The 18,303-nt window shown below is 29.0% G+C and carries 19 protein-coding genes and 2 tRNA genes; 14 read left to right on the forward strand and 7 right to left on the reverse strand.

Annotated elements, in window-relative coordinates:
* Positions 1–25: 25 nt before the first annotated feature.
* Positions 26–101 (reverse strand) — tRNA-Asn (locus ABXT53_RS02980).
* A 324-nt stretch (positions 102–425) separates the two neighbouring features.
* Here ABXT53_RS02980 and ABXT53_RS02985 point away from each other — a divergent pair.
* Positions 426–1,601 (forward strand): DNA cytosine methyltransferase, encoded by a 1,176-nt coding sequence (locus ABXT53_RS02985; RefSeq protein WP_415291169.1) that lies wholly within the window; start codon positions 426–428, stop codon positions 1,599–1,601.
* Here ABXT53_RS02985 and ABXT53_RS02990 read toward each other — a convergent pair.
* Positions 1,591–2,343 (reverse strand): hypothetical protein, encoded by a 753-nt coding sequence (locus tag ABXT53_RS02990; RefSeq protein WP_415291170.1) that lies wholly within the window; start codon positions 2,341–2,343, stop codon positions 1,591–1,593. The two genes, ABXT53_RS02985 and ABXT53_RS02990, sit on opposite strands and share 11 nt — an antisense overlap.
* A gap of 174 nt (positions 2,344–2,517) precedes the next feature.
* Here ABXT53_RS02990 and ABXT53_RS02995 point away from each other — a divergent pair, with 174 nt between their 5' ends.
* Complete coding sequence (locus ABXT53_RS02995; RefSeq protein WP_415291171.1) at positions 2,518–2,844, forward strand: hypothetical protein; 327 nt, start codon at positions 2,518–2,520, stop codon at positions 2,842–2,844.
* A gap of 2 nt (positions 2,845–2,846) precedes the next feature.
* On the opposite strand, the gene ABXT53_RS03000 is transcribed toward ABXT53_RS02995, so the two are convergent.
* A complete protein-coding gene (locus ABXT53_RS03000; protein ID WP_415291172.1) occupies positions 2,847–3,182 on the reverse strand; it encodes a hypothetical protein in 336 nt (111 codons plus the stop codon).
* 497 nt (positions 3,183–3,679) lie between these two features.
* Between ABXT53_RS03000 and ABXT53_RS03005 the strand changes: the two genes are divergently transcribed.
* The 7 genes from ABXT53_RS03005 to ABXT53_RS03035 are packed head-to-tail and all read left to right on the forward strand — an operon-like array spanning position 3,680 to position 8,095.
* Positions 3,680–3,964: a hypothetical protein gene (locus ABXT53_RS03005; RefSeq protein ID WP_415291173.1), complete on the forward strand. Its 285-nt coding sequence runs from the start codon at positions 3,680–3,682 to the stop codon at positions 3,962–3,964.
* The gene (locus tag ABXT53_RS03010) at positions 3,964–5,490 is read left to right on the forward strand and encodes a DUF2779 domain-containing protein (RefSeq protein ID WP_415291175.1); all 1,527 of its coding nucleotides are present in this window, start codon (positions 3,964–3,966) and stop codon (positions 5,488–5,490) included. The genes ABXT53_RS03005 and ABXT53_RS03010 overlap by 1 nt, the downstream gene beginning before the upstream one ends.
* Positions 5,483–5,875: a hypothetical protein gene (locus tag ABXT53_RS03015; protein WP_415291176.1), complete on the forward strand. Its 393-nt coding sequence runs from the start codon at positions 5,483–5,485 to the stop codon at positions 5,873–5,875. The genes ABXT53_RS03010 and ABXT53_RS03015 overlap by 8 nt, the downstream gene beginning before the upstream one ends.
* On the forward strand, positions 5,876–7,078 hold the full coding sequence (locus tag ABXT53_RS03020; protein WP_415291177.1) for an MORN repeat-containing protein: 1,203 nt from the start codon (positions 5,876–5,878) through the stop codon (positions 7,076–7,078).
* Between the two features lie 3 nt (positions 7,079–7,081).
* Positions 7,082–7,453, forward strand: coding sequence for a hypothetical protein (locus tag ABXT53_RS03025; protein ID WP_415291178.1), 372 nt, complete (start codon positions 7,082–7,084; stop codon positions 7,451–7,453).
* A gap of 60 nt (positions 7,454–7,513) precedes the next feature.
* On the forward strand, positions 7,514–7,963 hold the full coding sequence (locus ABXT53_RS03030) for a hypothetical protein (protein WP_415291179.1): 450 nt from the start codon (positions 7,514–7,516) through the stop codon (positions 7,961–7,963).
* Positions 7,964–8,095 carry a hypothetical protein gene (locus ABXT53_RS03035; protein ID WP_415291181.1) on the forward strand — a complete coding sequence of 44 codons (132 nt, stop codon included), beginning with the start codon at positions 7,964–7,966 and terminating at the stop codon, positions 8,093–8,095.
* A 260-nt stretch (positions 8,096–8,355) separates the two neighbouring features.
* On the opposite strand, the gene ABXT53_RS03040 is transcribed toward ABXT53_RS03035, so the two are convergent.
* A tRNA-Cys gene (locus tag ABXT53_RS03040) sits at positions 8,356–8,429 on the reverse strand.
* Between the two features lie 128 nt (positions 8,430–8,557).
* Between ABXT53_RS03040 and ABXT53_RS03045 the strand changes: the two genes are divergently transcribed.
* The 3 genes from ABXT53_RS03045 to ABXT53_RS03055 are packed head-to-tail and all read left to right on the forward strand — an operon-like array spanning position 8,558 to position 14,108.
* A complete protein-coding gene (locus ABXT53_RS03045; protein ID WP_415291182.1) occupies positions 8,558–11,185 on the forward strand; it encodes a valine--tRNA ligase in 2,628 nt (875 codons plus the stop codon).
* The gene (gene ilvD / locus ABXT53_RS03050; RefSeq protein WP_415291183.1) at positions 11,185–12,903 is read left to right on the forward strand and encodes a dihydroxy-acid dehydratase; all 1,719 of its coding nucleotides are present in this window, start codon (positions 11,185–11,187) and stop codon (positions 12,901–12,903) included. Before ABXT53_RS03045 ends, ilvD begins: the two co-directional genes overlap by 1 nt.
* On the forward strand, positions 12,903–14,108 hold the full coding sequence (locus tag ABXT53_RS03055) for a sugar phosphate nucleotidyltransferase (RefSeq protein WP_415291184.1): 1,206 nt from the start codon (positions 12,903–12,905) through the stop codon (positions 14,106–14,108). Before ilvD ends, ABXT53_RS03055 begins: the two co-directional genes overlap by 1 nt.
* On the opposite strand, the gene ABXT53_RS03060 is transcribed toward ABXT53_RS03055, so the two are convergent.
* From ABXT53_RS03060 to ABXT53_RS03070, 3 genes are all read right to left on the reverse strand, one after another.
* Positions 14,081–14,629: a hypothetical protein gene (locus tag ABXT53_RS03060; RefSeq protein WP_415291185.1), complete on the reverse strand. Its 549-nt coding sequence runs from the start codon at positions 14,627–14,629 to the stop codon at positions 14,081–14,083. The genes ABXT53_RS03055 and ABXT53_RS03060 overlap by 28 nt on opposite strands.
* Positions 14,630–14,644: 15 nt before the next feature.
* Positions 14,645–14,779 carry a hypothetical protein gene (locus ABXT53_RS03065; RefSeq protein ID WP_415277767.1) on the reverse strand — a complete coding sequence of 45 codons (135 nt, stop codon included), beginning with the start codon at positions 14,777–14,779 and terminating at the stop codon, positions 14,645–14,647.
* Positions 14,780–15,009: 230 nt separating this feature from the next.
* The gene (locus ABXT53_RS03070; RefSeq protein WP_415291186.1) at positions 15,010–15,975 is read right to left on the reverse strand and encodes a hypothetical protein; all 966 of its coding nucleotides are present in this window, start codon (positions 15,973–15,975) and stop codon (positions 15,010–15,012) included.
* Positions 15,976–16,057: 82 nt separating this feature from the next.
* Here ABXT53_RS03070 and ABXT53_RS03075 point away from each other — a divergent pair, with 82 nt between their 5' ends.
* Positions 16,058–17,101 carry an ATP-binding protein gene (locus ABXT53_RS03075; RefSeq protein ID WP_415291187.1) on the forward strand — a complete coding sequence of 348 codons (1,044 nt, stop codon included), beginning with the start codon at positions 16,058–16,060 and terminating at the stop codon, positions 17,099–17,101.
* A 116-nt stretch (positions 17,102–17,217) separates the two neighbouring features.
* Positions 17,218–18,243 (forward strand): substrate-binding domain-containing protein, encoded by a 1,026-nt coding sequence (locus tag ABXT53_RS03080; protein ID WP_415291188.1) that lies wholly within the window; start codon positions 17,218–17,220, stop codon positions 18,241–18,243.
* The last annotated feature ends 60 nt before the right edge of the window (positions 18,244–18,303 follow it).

The following is an 18,303-nucleotide window of genomic DNA, read 5'->3' on the forward strand; positions in this document are numbered from 1 at the left end:
AGCATAACGGATAAGGTATTTTTTTTGGCTCCTCGGGCAGGACTCGAACCTGCGACCAATTGATTAACAGTCAACTGCTCTACCAACTGAGCTACCGAGGAATATCAAAAACGAATTAACAATTGGCTTTTACATCAGTTTGATGTTTTAGCCAACTTTTTTTTGTCTACTATTTTCCTTAAAAGTTGAATTTTTTTTGTAATTCTATTTGCAAGTGCAACATGAGAGCAACATGGAATGATACATATAAGAAACAATTACCATTTTATTCTCTTGAAAATAACTAGTCAACTACCAGAGTTATAAAGCCAATTCATTCATTAGTTTTATAATTAAGTAATGATTATCTTCAAATGATTGAAGACTAAAATAATTATTAATAATATAATAAAAGAAACAAATGAATCAAAATACTAAAAATAATAATGAATAAAGAATACACTTTTATCGACTTATTTTCTGGGGCTGGAGGTCTCTCTTGCGGTTTTGAAAAAGCTGGACTAACTTGTCTAGCTGGAATTGATTTTCTTAAACCAGCAATAGAAACTTTCAAAAAAAACCACAAAAATGCAATTGGCATTGATGGTGATATAAGAAAAATTTCAATTAAAGAATTCAAAAAAAAAATTAAGAGTAAGAAAATTGATATAATTTGTGGTGGACCACCTTGCCAAGGCTTTTCTACCATAGGCACTGGAGATGCTAAAGATTCAAGAAACCATCTTTTTTTAGAATTTGTAAGATTTGTCAAAGAACTAAAACCTCAAATAATTGTATTAGAAAATGTTACAGGTTTATTGGCAAAAAAAAATATTAATACATTTCAATCAATTTTTAATTGCTTTGAGGATTTAGGATATGACTTAAATGCTAGAGTACTCTCATCTCATCATTATGGGGCACCACAAATTAGACGCAGAGTAATATTTATTGGTAATAGAATTAATGTTGAGAATATTTATCCGTCAAAAAAATATAATAATGTTGGAGAGATTAATTCTAAATTAAAACCCCCAAGAACTGTTTCATGGGCTTTTAAAAATTTAATTAAGTTTAAAAATAAATCTTTTAATCACAACATTGAAACTGCAAAAATTAAAAGCACACTAGAAACTTCAAGAATTAGCCATGTTCCAGAAGGTGGATCAATTAGATATGAAAGAGATGAAAAAAAATATTTGCCTAAGAAATTGTGGTTTGATCATGATTGGAATGAAATAGGAGAAAAAAGATTTAGAGAGGCAAAATTTGCAAGATTAGACAGATCTAAACCATCTCCTACAATAGTTACTGCCAGTAGAATGTATTATCATCCAACTGAAAATAGATATTTAACAACTAGAGAGGCAGCAAGTCTTCAATCTTTTCCTCCAGAATTTGAATTTAGTGGATCTATTACAAGCCAATGGACACAAATTGGAAATGCTGTTCCTCCTATGATGGCAGAGGCAATAGGTAGTGCTATTAAAAAAATGTTAAAAAATAAGAAAAAAAAAATTAAAAAAAACACAAAAACAAATATTGAATTTATAAGAAGTACTGCTTTTAATTATGACAAGGATGTTTCTGATCAAGAGAAACAATTAAAGTTTAATCTTTAAAAGGAAACTTCCTTCCATCTAGTTCTTGAATATCAAAATGAGATTGAGTTGGTTTTTTTTTAAGTTTAATTTTAGCTAGTAGTCCATACTGCCAAGGTTCTACAGCTATGTCATCTCTACTTTTTCTATATTTTGCCCTTGTCCTTAAACAAATTTCTCCATCAAATTGTTTTGTACCAATTTCAAACTTGTCTTTTTGTAAGTGGTAAAACCCACTGTTCTCTATCTGTATATAAAAACATTTTTTAATCGCATAGTATTCAAAAAGAGTATCAAGTGGAATTGGAATATTATCCATTTCCATATGTTTTAAATCATATCTATAATCTTCAACTGTTATGTCCTCATAAACACTCTTAATTTTATCTTTGATATCTTTTTTTTTAGAATATTTTCTAGGTATAAAATCTTTGTTAATGTAATTCTCTATAATTTTAAGTCCTTTAAAAAGTTTAACGGTAGCATCCTCTGTTTTACTCTTACCAAGAGACCAACTCCAAAGTTTATCATGACTCCAGTTGAGTTCCTTTTGACCATAGTCAGCACCTGTATTTTTATCTTTTAATTCAGTTATAATTTCTTGTTTTTTATAATTAACAATTATATCAGCTTTATCAGATCCACCTGTTCTTTTATAATCTTCAGAAATGAGTTTTTTTTTCTTTAAAATTTCAATAATTCTGTCCTCATATTCAAATCCTAAGTTAGGTTTTTTGTTTTTAATTTTTTTTTTATTAGCCATAACTTTTATTTAAGACATTCACTATGCCAGTTAAATAGATCAGCCTCAAATAGTTAAACGCAGCCAAATACCTTGGTTTTATATACTCCTATAAGTAACACTATCACTTGCCTTGTAAGGGTCACTTGCTGACCCTAGAGAGAGATATTTATTTAATGTATATTAAAAACAAATATGAAAAATGATGCTAAAAAAGGTGGAGATAGATTTGACAAATTCTTTGAAGTACAAGCGTTTGACCCTGAAAACTCCGAACATAACAAGATTGTTCAAAAAAGAATTAATATGATGATGCATTCCCCTTTAATGATAAGTTGGATAAACGAAAGTATTTGGTTTGGTAAAGATGAAGAACTTACTTTTGAAGTAACTAAATTTGTTATTAATTGTGCTATTGCATTTACTGATGAAAAAGAATTTATAGAAAAGATAGATTTTAACTCAAAAGAATGGATTCAAAGTCTAGATATTAGGGTATCTAAAGTTAAAAAAAATAATTAACTTTAGAGGTCGTCATTGCTCCATGTAAACAACTCTGCCTCAAAAGGGATATTTCTGAACTTTAATAATGCCTTATATTTTTCAATTCTCTCTTCTTTTTTAGTATCTTTTAAGTAAGTGAGGATTTGATCATAGGTCAGTCCTTTCAACCTATCTTTTTTCACATCAATATATTCCTCATATTCCATACCAGCTACTGCAAAACCTTTTTTGGGATTTATGTGTTCTGCGTAACTAATTTCATTCTCTGTTTCTTTTAATATATCGAAGTAATGAGCAATTTGGTTTTCAGACTCAAAAAGTGAATCTCTTCTATAATCAAATAGTTCTAGTTGCATATGTTGGGGTTATTAAAAACTCAGGAAGAGAACTTTAACAATTATTAATATAAAGATTAATAGTGGCGATATTTTGATTTATGATAATTTTTAATTTTTCGAAATAAGTGTAAAGGCAAATACCCTAAAAGAATTAATTCAACCAACATTACAAATCTTTAATTAAAAAAAATGGCTAAACTTTGAATATAATAATTAAAGTTCTTCATTGAAAATCTAAGAATTGTGTATATATTAACAGTACTCTGGTTGTTCTGTTGGAGTTTTAAAAGCTACGATGGGATACAGATATAATATTGTTTTTGATAGATCTTAATAGTTTATATCTGTATCCCATCTATTGGGTGAGCTACCTGTAAAAAGGATTAGCATGATTAAAACTTTCCAAAATAACTAGTCATTAACAATAAAAAAAATTAAGTTTTTTTATTGAATATAGATCTATCAATGAATCTGATAGCCTTTATTTATATTAAACTTAGTTTTGGAAAGGACTAATGTCTAAAAATAAAGCTGATAAAGAAACTAATAATAAAAATGATTTAACATGTAATAAAAAATTAGTTAAATTATTTGAATATAACACTCCTCAAGAAAGACAAACTCTACTAACCAATATTGATAACGTATTATGTTCAATGTTAGACTTGGAAGATAATGATTTACCTTGGCTAAATCCCAATCAACATACAGCTAAATGGGAAAAAATTATGGAGAATTTGAGGTTAGTCGTTGGAAAAATTGAATATGAAGCCAGTCAAAGCAAAAGGACTGTACACTAATGGTAAGTAATAATTATACATTAACGAAAACCAAAATTTTAAGTGGATTACAGTGTCATAAAAAACTTTGGTATGATTTCCATCAGCAGATCAGTAAAGATAACCACTCTATACACATTGGTAACCGTTTTGGTGAGGAGGTTAAAAAAAAATATAAAGATGGTTATGGAAAATTTAAAGATTTTACTGGTCCTTTTGATAGCAGCAAAGTTAAAGAAACAGAGGAAGCTATTAACTCAGATAATATAAATGTTATCTTTGAAGGAGCATTTATATATTTAGATACCTTAATAAGAGCAGATGTTCTTATAAGAAAAAAAAACGGATGGGAGCTTTTAGAAGCAAAATCATCAACAAAATTAAAATCTAAATATATTGAAGATATAGCGATCCAATCTTTTATTGTTAAAAAGTGTGGAGTAAACTTAACCAGTATTAAATTAATTCATATTAATGAAGATTTTACATATGAAGGTGGTGATAATTACAAAGATTTAATAAACGACACAAATGACATTACAAGTAAAGTTATTTTAAAAGAAAAAGAAGTATCAAGTTATATTAAAGATTTAATACCATTAGCAGATGAAAAAGAGTCTCCTAATATTTTAATGGGAGATCACTGTAATAATCCACATGTATGCGATTATAAAAGTAGATGTAAAGTTTTAGAACCTAAAACAAACATTACTTCGTACGAAATATTGCCTTGGTGTTCTAAAAAAGTGAAGGAATATTGTGTGGAAAAAAAAATTAAAGATTTACAAAAAGTTCCCACAGACCTTTTAGTTTCCCAGCGCAAAGGTTATGTGCAAGATTATCATAAAATTATACAAGCAGTTCATAAGAATAATAAACCTTGGTTTAGCCCAGATTTAAAAAATACTATTAAAGAGTTTAATTTTCCGTATTATTTTATGGACTTTGAGTATGTTAACCAGGGAGTACCGATCATAAAAGGAACTCAACCCTACTATCGATTACCATTTCAATGGTCAGTGCATAAATGGGAATCAATAGACAAAAAAATTAAGCCAAGTGATGAAAAACCTTTTTTAGAGTTTGATGATCAAGATATAGAAAGAAGATTTGTTGAAAGTCTTTTAAAAGCAGTAGGTGAAAATGGAACAATATTTGCTCACAATGCTGGGCCTGTAGAAATATCTATTTTAGAAGAATTAAAAGAAAAAGATAATTGCAAACATCTTGTAGATAAAATTGATAAATTAATTGAAAGAACAGTAGATACTCAAATACTTGTTGGTGAAAATTTTTATCACCCAAAGATGAATGGTAAGTATAAATTAAAGGAAATTATTAAAGCTATACCAAGCGATGTTAGCTATGAAGAGAAAGATAATATAGCAGGTGGAACCGAAGCACAATTAGCCTGGTTTATTCTTACAGATAATAAAACTCTCAAAAATGAGAAGGAGCTGCAAAAAAAACTTTTAACAGATTATTGTGCAAAGGATACATTGGCTCTTTATTACTTAGTTAAACATTTAATGGATTCTTATGTCTAAAATTACATATTTAAATAGTCACTTACATAAGTTTAGAAAAGAACCAGAATATAAAGTTGATTTAGAAGATGTTGAAGCATTAGCATATTATGATGTTTTGGTTAAAGAAGATAAAAAAACTACCAAGATTTTTATGAAATGTTTTAATAATAAAGAAACTTATAAGGAGCTTTTAATTAAATTACCTGATCATGTGGACCGTATAGGAAGATTTTATTTAATAACAACTTACTGGCTCTCTTACATAAACTACTATCATTATGATACATTTCTTGATGAGGTTAATAATTGCTTACATGATATTGATCAGGAAAAAGTACTCTTAAGCAGTCCACATTTTTGTAAAAAAGTGTATCATTATTTAATGAGACCGTTGATCATATAAATGAAAAACAAAACAATTTACGAATATGTAAGATGTGAAACAAAACATTGTGTAAATAATTTCAAATTACTCAAAGTTCCAAAAATTTTAGTTGGTAAACAAAAATGTCAGATCTGTAAAAACGTTATGCAGAATGTAAAGGTTGACAAAAATATGGAGGTAGTTGAAAAAAAAACTAAAAACAAAAGAAAAATTGATCATTTTTACAAAAATTTAAACATAGATAAACTTTTGTATGTTTTAAATAATTGGAAACCAGAGCTAGTTTATGACTTAGCAGAAAAGATAACTGGATGTGTTAAAGGATATAATGACCTTAATGACGAAGAGGAATATTTTACAAGTTATTTAGCTCCATTAATTTCTAGCGGTGGATTATTTCAAAAACTTAAGAAAGATTTTAAGATTATAAGTTATTACGAATGCATAATGTATGAAGATACATTGTGGAATGAAGCATTTGTTCTTTATTGTTATAAAGATAAAAAATACAGACTAATCAATACAGAATTAAAATCAAACATGCATGATTCAGTTTTTATCTTAGATATAATTACAAATAAAAATTATGAAAAAATTTCAAATAAAAGAGATTATTTTATGAAAATTTTAGATAGATATGTTGAGAAAGAGTATGACTTTATGTTTGAAGACAAAAACGTTGATGATGATTTTTTTAAAGCTAAAAATCCATCATATTACAAACCTGTAAAGAGCTTATTACTAGATTCAAGTTATTACCAATCCTACCATAAGGAAGCTTTATTTCTTGAGCATGTTGAGAAAGTTGAGAAAGATATAAATGAGATTACAGAAGTTTATTCAGGAAAATATAAAGTTGGAAAAAAACATGGATATGGAACCATTAAATATAAAAGTGGAGACATTTATAAAGGAGAATTTAAAAGTGATTTATTCAATGGAATTGGTGAATATATTTGGAATGATGGTTTAAAATACAATGGTGATTGGAAGAATGGTAAAATGAATGGAAAAGGAACGTTAACTCATGCAAGTGGAGAAAAATATTCAGGAGAATTTAAAGATGATAAAAAACATGGCAAAGCATATTATATTCTTCCAGATGGTACCACTTATGAAGGTGGTTACAAAAATGATATGTTTCATGGAAAAGGTAAATTCACTGACCCTATGGGAAAAATAATAGAAGGAACTTTTAAAGAAGGGAAATTCATAAAATAATAAATGAAAAAAAAATTTGTTTTAAATAAGCATGAAAAAATACTTTGGTTAAAAGTACATGCTATAAATCCAGACTCAATGCATAAAGATGGTCCAACTAGCTGGGAATTAGCTGCTATAATCCATGAAGCTTCTAGAAAGGATTATCAATATAAATTTAGTGAAGAAATGATGTCTGATTTAATAGTTGGCTCATATAAGAACAATTTGAATATATCACCAAATAAAAAACTTGATAAAAAAGAAGACTTAGAAGACTTTATAATAGCATCATTAGAATTTTTAAAAGTTTATAAATCTTCAACAACACATGAAAATTTTATTAATCTAATTAGAAAACTCACCCACATTTATAAAGATGATGTTAAAAAATAAATCAATAAAGATTAATAAAAAATTATAGGATTATCTGGATTTACAACAATGAAAACTCTAATGGATATAAATCTAACCATTGATAATTTTTTAACTAATATCTTTGGTGATGTAGATTTAGCTGTTCCAGGACAAGAAAAAACAACATTAGGTGTTTGCTTTTATCAATATTTAAAAAACAAAATTTATCCAGCTGAGTTTGAAGCAAACATTAGCAAAGGGTCTATAAGGATTAATCCAATAGATAAACCAGAGCTTGCTAAATTTATAGGAAAGGATGATGCTTGGAGTGATGGCTGGTTAACTTGGAAGCATTCATTAAATGAGAAGCAAATACTTCATCTCATTGTCATTTATCGTTTATCTTACCTGCAACATTGCTATCTTGAACAATACAATGAAATCAAAAATATATCTTTTTCAAAAAATATGAATGAATACTTCGATATGTCTAAGGAAGAACTACAGGATGAGTATAACAAAATTAAAGTAAGCGTAGGTGGAAATTAAATGAAAAATACTTCAGAAGATATTGAAGATATAAAAGTGATCAAACAAAATATTAGTCCTAAAATTAAATTTGATTTTATTCATCTTGATGATAAAGATTTGTCTATTTTAAAAGACCACTCCATTATTTAACTAAATATTTTTTGACAGACTAACTATATTTTAGTGGTTATGATGTTAAAAAGTATCTTTTGTTTCTTGTTTCCAAATGATTATCAATTGTTTGTTATTAAGAGAAACATATAGGAAACATAAAGAATCAATTAGTCAGAAAAGACAGGTGTTTTAGTGGTAAAAAAATTGATTAACAGTCAACTGCTCTACCAACTGAGCTACCGAGGAATATCAAAATCACAACTTACTTTTTTTTAAGAGTAACACAAGATTTTTTTTGGAGGCAACGCCCAGAATCGAACTGGGATACAAGGATTTGCAATCCTCTGCGTAACCATTCCGCCACGTTGCCCTCTCATCTCAATTTAAAACAAATAGAGTGCCTTTTATATATTAAATTTATAAAATTAGTCTACCAAATAAGCCTTCAAAATGATTATTGTTAATTCATATTATTAAATTATAAACTTATAATCATCTATGAGTAACGATAAATACATACATACAGACGTTGAAGATAAGATTTATTCTTATTGGGAAAAAAATAATTTATTTAAACCTACTAAAAATAAGAAACAATTTTCAGTGGTTATACCTCCGCCTAATGTAACAGGTAGTCTTCATATGGGGCACGCTTTGAATAATTCAATTCAAGATCTTTTAGTTAGATATCACCGTATGAATAATTATGAAACTTTATGGCAACCAGGAACAGATCATGCGGGTATTGCTACACAGGCTTTAGTAGAGAAAAAATTAACTGCTGAAGGTATTGATAAAAATGAAATTGGAAGAGAAAAGTTTATAGAGAAAGTTTGGGAATGGAAGGAAGAGCATGGTGATATCATTTTAAATCAGCTTAAAAAATTGGGCTGTTCTTGTGATTGGTCGAGAAATGCTTTTACAATGGATGAAAACCTTTCAAAATCAGTTTTAAAAGTTTTTGTAGAACTTCACAAAAAAGGTTTAATTTACAAAGATAAAAAACTAGTCAACTGGGATACAGTTTTAAAAACTGCAATATCTGATTTAGAGGTGGATCAAAGAGAAGTTAATTCTAAGATTTACTATATTCAATACCCTATAGAAGGTTCTAGTGATTTTATAACTATAGCTACAACAAGACCTGAAACAATGCTGGGTGACACAGCAATTGCTGTAAATCCAAAAGATGATCGATTTAAACATTTGGTTGGTAAATTTGTAACAGTTCCAATTGTTGGAAGAAAAATAAAGATTATTGAAGATGAGTATGCTGACCCAGAGATGGGAACTGGTGCTTTAAAAATAACACCTGCCCATGATTTTAATGACTATGAGGTTGGGCAGAGAAATAATTTAGAAATCATAAATATCTTTACTGAAGGTGGCAAAGTAAACGAAAATGCTCCTAAAGAATATATTGGACTTGATAGATTTGAAGCTAGAAAAAGAATTTTAAAAGAACTTAAAGAAAAAGAGTTTTTTGTTAAGGAAGAAAATATAAAGAATAAAGTTCCTTATGGGGATAGATCTAATTCAATTATTGAGCCTTTTTTAACTGAACAATGGTTTGTTGATGCAAAAAAATTATCAATTAAAGCTAAAGATATAGTTAACTCTAAAAAAACTAATTTTTTTCCTACTAATTGGTCAAAAACTTATTTTCAATGGATGAACAATATTGAGCCATGGTGTATCTCAAGACAATTATGGTGGGGACATCAAATACCAGCTTGGTATGGACCGGATAAAAAAATTTTTGTAGCAATAAATGAAGTTGAAGCAAAATTAGATGCAAAAAAATTCTATAATAAAGATGTAGATTTAATTCGTGATCCAGATGTATTGGATACTTGGTTTTCATCAGGCTTATGGCCTTTTGCTACATTAGGGTGGCCTGATAATAAAGAATATGTTGAAAAATTTTATCCAACATCAGTACTTGTTACAGGATTTGACATTATATTTTTTTGGGTTGCGCGTATGATTATGTTTGGAATGGAGTTTCTAGACAAAGAACCTTTTAAAGATATTTATGTTCACGCACTTGTTAAAGATGAGAAGGGACAAAAAATGTCTAAATCTAAGGGAAACGTAATTAACCCTTTAGATTTAATTGAAAAATATAGTGCAGATGCTTTAAGATTTACTTTACTGTCCATGGCATCACCTGGCACTGATGTAAAACTTTCTGAAGATAGAGTTAAGGGATATAGAAATTTTTTAAATAAATTATGGAATGCAAACAATTTTTTAATTACCAATAATTGTGATTTTTCTAAAATTGAAGAAAAACCAAGTTTAACAATTAATATTAATAAATGGATTTATTCTGAACTAATAGAAACTAAAAATAAAATTGAAAAAAACTTGAAAGATTACAGGTTTGATGAAGCTGCAAAAAATGCTTATCAATTTACTTGGCACTCTTATTGTGATTGGTATTTAGAGCTTTCTAAAACAATATTATTTTCAGAAGATGAAAAAGCAAAAGATGAAGTAAGACAAGTATCAGCTTATATATTTAAGCAAATATTAATATTATTACATCCATTTATTCCATTTGTTACTGAAGAAATTTGGCTAAATAATAAATTTGATAACTTAGGTAAAGATTTTCTAATGTTAGCTAATTGGCCCTCTGGAGGGCTTGAAAGAGACTCGTCCACAAATCAAGTTGAAAAAATTATCAGTATAGTCTCAGAATTAAGATCATTTAAAAATGAATTAAGTGTAAGTCCTGGTTCTTTTATAGATATTTCAATAGAGACTGTTAGTAAAAAAGAACAATCATTTTTTACTGAAAATGAAATTATTCTTAAAAAACTTGGTCGTATCAAGAACTTACATAATAAAGATTTAGATAAACCAGCTGCTACATTGATGGTTTCTGGAGATCTATTTAAAGTTTATTTTGATGAAGATGTTGATCTAGAATTAATTAAGGAAAACTTAACTACTCGACAAAATAAATACAAAGAAGAAATGAATAAAATATCAGTAAGATTAGCTAATAAAAGCTTTGTTGATAGAGCACCAAAAGATATTGTTGATCAGGAAAAAACTAATTATAATAATTTAAAAAATGATGTTGAGAGAATATCAATAACTATAAAGGGTATATAATGGCAAGATTTAACAAAAAAAAATTACCAAGCAGACATACTTCGTTAGGTGCTGATAGAGCTCCACATAGATCTTTTTATTATGCGATGGGTGAAACTGAAAAAGATGTAGCAAAACCATTTGTTGGTGTTGTTTCAACCTGGAATGAAGCTGCTCCTTGTAATATTGCTTTAATGAGACAAGCTCAATCTGTTAAAAAAGGTGTTAGAGCTTCAGGTGGTACTCCTAGAGAATTTTGTACAATAACTGTAACTGATGGTATTGCTATGGGTCATGAAGGAATGAAATCATCTTTAATTTCTCGTGAAGTAATTGCCGACTCAACTGAACTTACTGTACGTGGTCATTGTTATGATGCACTTGTAGGTATTGCTGGTTGTGATAAATCTCTACCTGCCTTAATGATGGCAATGGTTAGATTAAATGTTCCAAGTGTGTTTATTTATGGTGGTTCAATACTTCCCGGTCAATACAAAGGTAAAGATGTAACTGTTGTTGATGTTTTTGAAGCAGTTGGAAAACACTCAGCTGGAAAAATGTCTGCTAAAGAATTAAGAAAATTAGAACTTGTTGCATGCCCAAGTGCTGGTGCATGTGGTGGACAATTTACTGCAAATACTATGGCCTGTGTCTCTGAAGCTATAGGTTTAGCCTTACCTTATTCAGCTGGAACACCTGCTCCGTACGAAGAACGTGATAAGTATGCATTATTAAGTGGCAAGACTGTAATGAATTTATTAGAAAAAAATATTCGTCCAAGAGATATTGTTACCAAAAAATCTTTAGAAAATGCTGCAACAATAGTTGCGGCTACTGGTGGATCAACGAATGCTGCTTTACACTTACCAGCTATAGCTAATGAAATTGGAATTAAGTTTGATTTAATGGATGTAGCAAAAATCTTTAAAAAAACTCCATACCTTGCTGATTTAAAGCCAGGTGGAAAATATGTTGCTAAAGATATGTGGTTAGCTGGTGGAGTTCCTATGTTATTAAAAACTCTTTTTGATGGTGGTTTTATACATGGTGATTGCATGACTGTTACTGGAAAAACAATGAAACAAAATTTAAGAAATATTAAATTTAATCCTAAGCAAAAAGTTTTAAGAGCTTATGACAATCCTTTATCACCAGATGGTGGTGTTGTGGGTCTTAAAGGTAATTTAGCTCCTGATGGTGGAATTGTTAAAATTGCTGGTTTAAACAAATTACAATTTACTGGTAAAGCTAGATGTTTTGATAATGAAGAAGCTGCAATGGCTTGTGTACAAAAGAAAAAATATAAAGAGGGCGATGTAATTATTATTCGTTATGAAGGACCAGTTGGGGGACCAGGTATGAGAGAAATGCTTTCAACAACAGGTGCTATTTATGGTCAAGGTATGGGTGAGAAGGTTGCCCTAATTACTGACGGAAGGTTTTCAGGTGCTACGAGAGGTTTTTGTGTGGGTCATGTTGGCCCTGAGGCGGCCTTAGGAGGCCCTTTAGCTCTTTTACGCAATGGAGATATAATTGATATAGATGCCAAAAAAGGGACTATTAACGTTAGATTAACTAAATCACAATTAGCTACAAGACGTAAACAGTGGAAAGCAAAAAAATCAAGCTTTGGATCTGGTACTATTTGGAAATACGCTCAAACAGTAGGTCCTGCTTATTTAGGTGCACCAACACATCCAGGTAAAAGAAAAGAAGTAAAAGTCTACGCTGATATTTAATGAAAATTAGACCCGTTATATTATGTGGCGGAGCAGGAACTAGACTTTGGGCACAATCAAAAAATAATTTAGCAAAACAATTTATTGATTTTGGTAATTGGACTTTATTAGGAAAAACTCTTGAAAGAGTTAAATCTTCAACTTTTGATGCACCAATTATAAGTACAAATCTTAAATATTTAAAAGAGGTAAAAAAACATCTTAAGAAACACAAGATAAGTAAATATAAAATTGTTTTAGAACCTGCAAAAAGAAATACAGCACCAGCAATTCTTGCATCAGCACTAATTAAAGATATTCCAAATGAGCAACCTTTGATGTTTTTTGCAGCAGACCACTTGATAGAAAAAGCAAGCATTTTTAATAAAGCTATAAATAAGAATAAAACCAACTTAACAGATCAAAATATATTTATCTTTGGTATTAAACCAACATCTCCATCAAGTGAATATGGTTATTTTTTAACAAAAAAAATTAAAGGAAATATTAATAAAGTTACAAAATTTATTGAAAAACCTAAAGAAGCTAAAGCCAAACAAGTTATTAAGCAAAAAGGTTATTGGAATTCAGGGATGTTTTTTTTAAGAAAAGACTCAATAATAAATAACTTTAAAAAATACCAACCTACAATATATAAAAATTGTGTTAATGCTGTTTTAAAAGCTAAACTTAAAGATAACACTTATTACTTAAATAAAGCTTCATTTGAAAAAGCTACAGCAAAGTCATTTGATTATGCAATTTTAGAAAAAACTAAACAAATCAACGCTATCAAATTAGATATCCCTTGGTCAGATCTTGGCAGCTGGAAAGAGATCTTAAAAATGTATGACAAAAATAAGAACAAATATTATAAGAAAAAAAATGTTTATTATCGACCTTGGGGTAGGTACGTTAATTTATTTGAAGGCAAAGGTTTTTTAATTAAAGAGTTATTCGTAAAACCTAAAGGTATATTAAGTTTACAAAAACATCATCATAGATCAGAACATTGGTTTGTAACTCAAGGAACTCCCAAAATTACACTTAATAAAGATAGCTTTTCTAAAAAACAAAACGATCATATTTTCATTCCATTAGAAGCAGTTCATAGAATTAAAAATCCTGGTAATAAACCTGTTAAGATTATTGAAGCTCAAGTTGGCTCAATTTTAAAAGAGAGTGATATTGTTAGGTATCAAGACGTATACGGCAGAGTAGAATAGATTTTAAGGTTTTTAGAAATTTTTAATGGCAGATCTAATGTTACGTCAAATCTTTCTTTTTTTGTCACATCATCGACTTGTTTAGCTTTTTTTTCTAAACACCATTTTTCATAAATTTTACAAAATGTGAATATGCCATTGTATCTATCAATCATTCTTACATTATCTAACTCATCTTTTATCAAAAATTTAATATCATATAACTCCTTAATATTTATTTCTGTTAGAATTTCTCTTGAGTCAGGGTTGTAATATCCAGAACCATCTTCACAGGGTGTTTCTAAAACCTCATCTATATATTTTTGAAAAACTTTTCCTCTAATAAAATTATCTTCAAAGTCTTGAGAGTTAATAGTTTCATAAATTAATCTTCTTAAAGGAGGCTTATTCATCTCAAACCACATTATAAGTAATTCGTAATAAATTAATTCATACAATCTTATATGTATGGGTTTGCCCTTAACTATTCTTGACCAATTAAGATATCTTCTTATATCTATATTTCTTTCAATACTTTTCATGACAAGTATTTTTTATTAACCTCCTTTAATTATAGTGTAGCCACATCTTTTGCACTCAAGTGTTGTAACTCTATCTGTTGGTCCAAAACCAAACTCAATATTTAACGTTTTGTAGTCATGTATGCCCATAAAACAGAGTATTTTTATCATTTTCAAAAACATAATTTTGACACTTTAAATTGTTAAATTTATTTTTTGATGGTCAGCAGATAGCTGAAATGATTGCGGAGATTTGAAAAATAACTATACCGCAGAATTAGATTAAGTTCTACAAGTGTTCAGCTATTTTAAACTTATTTAATTAAGTAGAGATCTTTTTAAACTTTTTTTAAAAACAAATATGGCTGTATTAAATAATAATACGACCACATAATTAATATTTAAAACCAATTATTTGGAATAATGATGTAGTGAATTGCAAGTACAATTGCAACTGACACCGTCAATCCTACAGTCATTTTAAGGAAGTCTTTACCAATTAAAGGAAAGACATATTTAAACTTATAGTCTTTATTCATTGTAGATATTGCAAGCTCTCTACCACACAACAAACCAACAAATACCCATGTTGTTGACATTGGTAAATCATTAAGCTCTTTAAAGTAGTAAAGAACAGCAGCATAAATCACATTAATTATTGTTGCTGATCTTGCGTATCTAGTTCCAGTTTTATCTAAAACAACTTTTTGAATTGTTCCTCCGTTTATGTAGAAGATATAAAAAATAAGAGCTGTAAAGTATGCAAGAACGATTAATAATAAATTTACACCTATTTGTCTTGGAAGATATACGGCTATATTAGCTACGTCGTGAGATAACCAAACCCACCATAACCAAGCAGAAGTTACCCATACAGAGTTTCTCCAAAAACCTATCCATTTATCTTCAACTTCATCAAATTTCTCATTGATAAATTTAGATACTATTATCCAACAAATGTATGCTGCAACAGCTGCTAAGCCATATCCAACAACACTCTTCATAAGCATTTTTTCAAGAACTACAGTTGATGCAAATGCTGACAGTACTAAAAAGGTGGTTGAAACAGGTATACCTATTCTTGTTAATACTAAAAGTATTCCAGGAGCCACAGCATGATACCACTGTATTTCTTGGAAAGGAATTCTGGTTAATCTTCCATAAGATATATCACCAGCATTACTGTACCAACCCCATGTGATTGCAAGTATCATCACAAATGAAGCAGCGCTTGCTAGCGTATACCATTTAAACCATTTTTGTTTTGACGCTATAAATGTTCCAAGCGTTTGAATTGAATCATTTGCTATAACGCTATATCCCGCTAAAGCAAAACCAACAATTGTGTAAATTAAGGTAAGTGTCATGTAATATTTTTTGTTTTATATAGTTAATTATTAATTACAAATTTAATTTTGAAGTTATAATGCTACCTGTGGTTTTAAAATTATGAGTTCTCTAAGTAAAACAAGCTTTCAAGAAATGACATTTCTTGATGAGATGATCGATCAGGTAATCATCCTTGATAAATCTAGAAATGTTTGTTGTGCAAATAAAAGTGCCTTTACAAGATTTGGAAACGATATTAATGGGAAAAATATTTCATTAATTTTAAGAGATGCAAAACTTTTAGAAAGTATAGATTTAGCAATCAACAATAAGAAAACTCAAATTGTTGACATTGAAATAAAATTACCAAATTTTGAATTTTATAAAGCTAATATCATTCCTGGTCCTTCAAAACTTTGTAATCAAGATCAATCAGTAATGATTTTTTTAAAAGACTTAACAGAGATTTATAAAACTCAACAATTAAAATCTGATTTTGTAGCAAATGTTTCTCATGAACTAAGAACACCATTGCAATCAATTAAATTGGGACTTGAAACCATTAATGAAGGTCACGCAACAAATGATTTTGAAAGTCAAAAAAAGTTTTTACCTATTATGCTTCAACAAACTGAACGTATGGAAAGTTTAGTTAGTGATTTACTTTCTTTATCTAAAATTGAATTACAAGAACATATAAGACCAAGTATAGAAATTGATTTAGACGAAATAATAAACCATGTTATTAAAATTAATTCTGACTTGATTAAAAAAAGAAAAATGAAAATTGAATACAGTGCTGATAAAGACGCTCATAAGATATTGGGTGATAGAAATAGATTAATAGAAATTTTTACTAACTTAATAGATAATGCATGCAAGTATAGTGAGGAAAATACCCTCATCAATATATCCCTACATAAAAAAAGTGATAATTTTTTATTTTCAATTAAAGATCACGGTGTTGGCATTCCCAAGAAATTTTTACCTAGAATCACTGAAAGATTTTTCAGAGTTGATCCTGCTAGAAGTAAAGAAGCTGGCGGTACAGGTCTAGGTCTAGCTATTGTAAAACATATAGTTAATCAACATCGTGCATCCATGGATATTATAAGTGATGAAGGTAAAGGTACTGAAGTTACTATAGAATTTCCTAAAGCTTAATACCGATTACAACTAAAAAGTTATTTTTTGTAATAAAACTTTCATAAAGCTGTAATAAAACCTTAATAGAAAAAACATATTTTGAATTTGTAAATTAAACAAAAGGATAAATAAAAATGAAACACATTAAGATAACATTATCAGTTTTAGCATTTGCAATTTTTGCTTTTAATGCTCAGGCTAGAGATCAAATTAAAATAGTAGGATCTTCTACGGTATACCCGTATGCAACTGTAGTTGCTGAAACTTTTGGTAAAACTGGAAAATTTAAAACACCAGTTATTGAAAGTACAGGTACTGGAGGCGGAATGAAATTATTCTGTGCTGGTGTTGGTACAAACCACCCCGATATTACAAATGCATCAAGAGCAATTAAATCTAAAGAAAAAGCATTATGTGAAAAAAATGGTGTTGCTGAAATTATAGAAATAGTTGTTGGTAACGATGGTATTTCTTTTGCACATTCAGTTAACTCTCCTGATATTGATTTTTCTAAAGAACAATTATGGAGAGCTTTAGCACATGAAGTAGATGTAGATGGAAAATTAGTTGCTAATCCATATAAAAAATGGAGTGATATTGATTCAAGCCTTCCCTCAAAAAAAATTGAAATACTAATTGCGCCACCAACATCTGGTACTAGAGATGCCTGGAATTCATTAGTTATGGGCAAAGGTTGTTCAAAAACAGCTAAATCTCTTTTTGAAGCTAACGGAAAAAAAGCTAAAAAAGAATGTGCTAAAATGAGAGAAGACGGTTATGCAGTTGAAGCTGGAGAGAACGATACGTTAATAGTTCAAAAACTTGCTTCAAATCCTGATGCTTACGGTTTCTTTGGTTACAGTTATTTAGTGGCTAACAAAGATAAAATTAAAGCAGCAGCTATTAACGGTGTAAAACCAAGTCTTGAAGGTATTCAAGATTACTCTTACCCAATAGCAAGACCTTTATTCTTTTACGTTAAAAAAGCTCACATTGGTGTAGTCCCTGGAATAGAGGAATTTATAAAAGCCTTTACTTCAAAAAAAGCAATGGGACCTAGAGGTTATTTAGCTGAAATTGGTTTAGTTCCTTTAGCAAAAGATAAATACAAAGCTATTAGAACTGCAGCTCTAGAGTTACAGACTATTAGTATTAAATAATTTAATTTCCTTAATAAAATGGCCAGAATTAATTTTCTGGCCTTTTTTTTATATTCAATT

The organism is Candidatus Pelagibacter sp. Uisw_136, from assembly GCF_047720275.1.
Taxonomy (GTDB): Bacteria; Pseudomonadota; Alphaproteobacteria; order Pelagibacterales; family Pelagibacteraceae; genus Pelagibacter.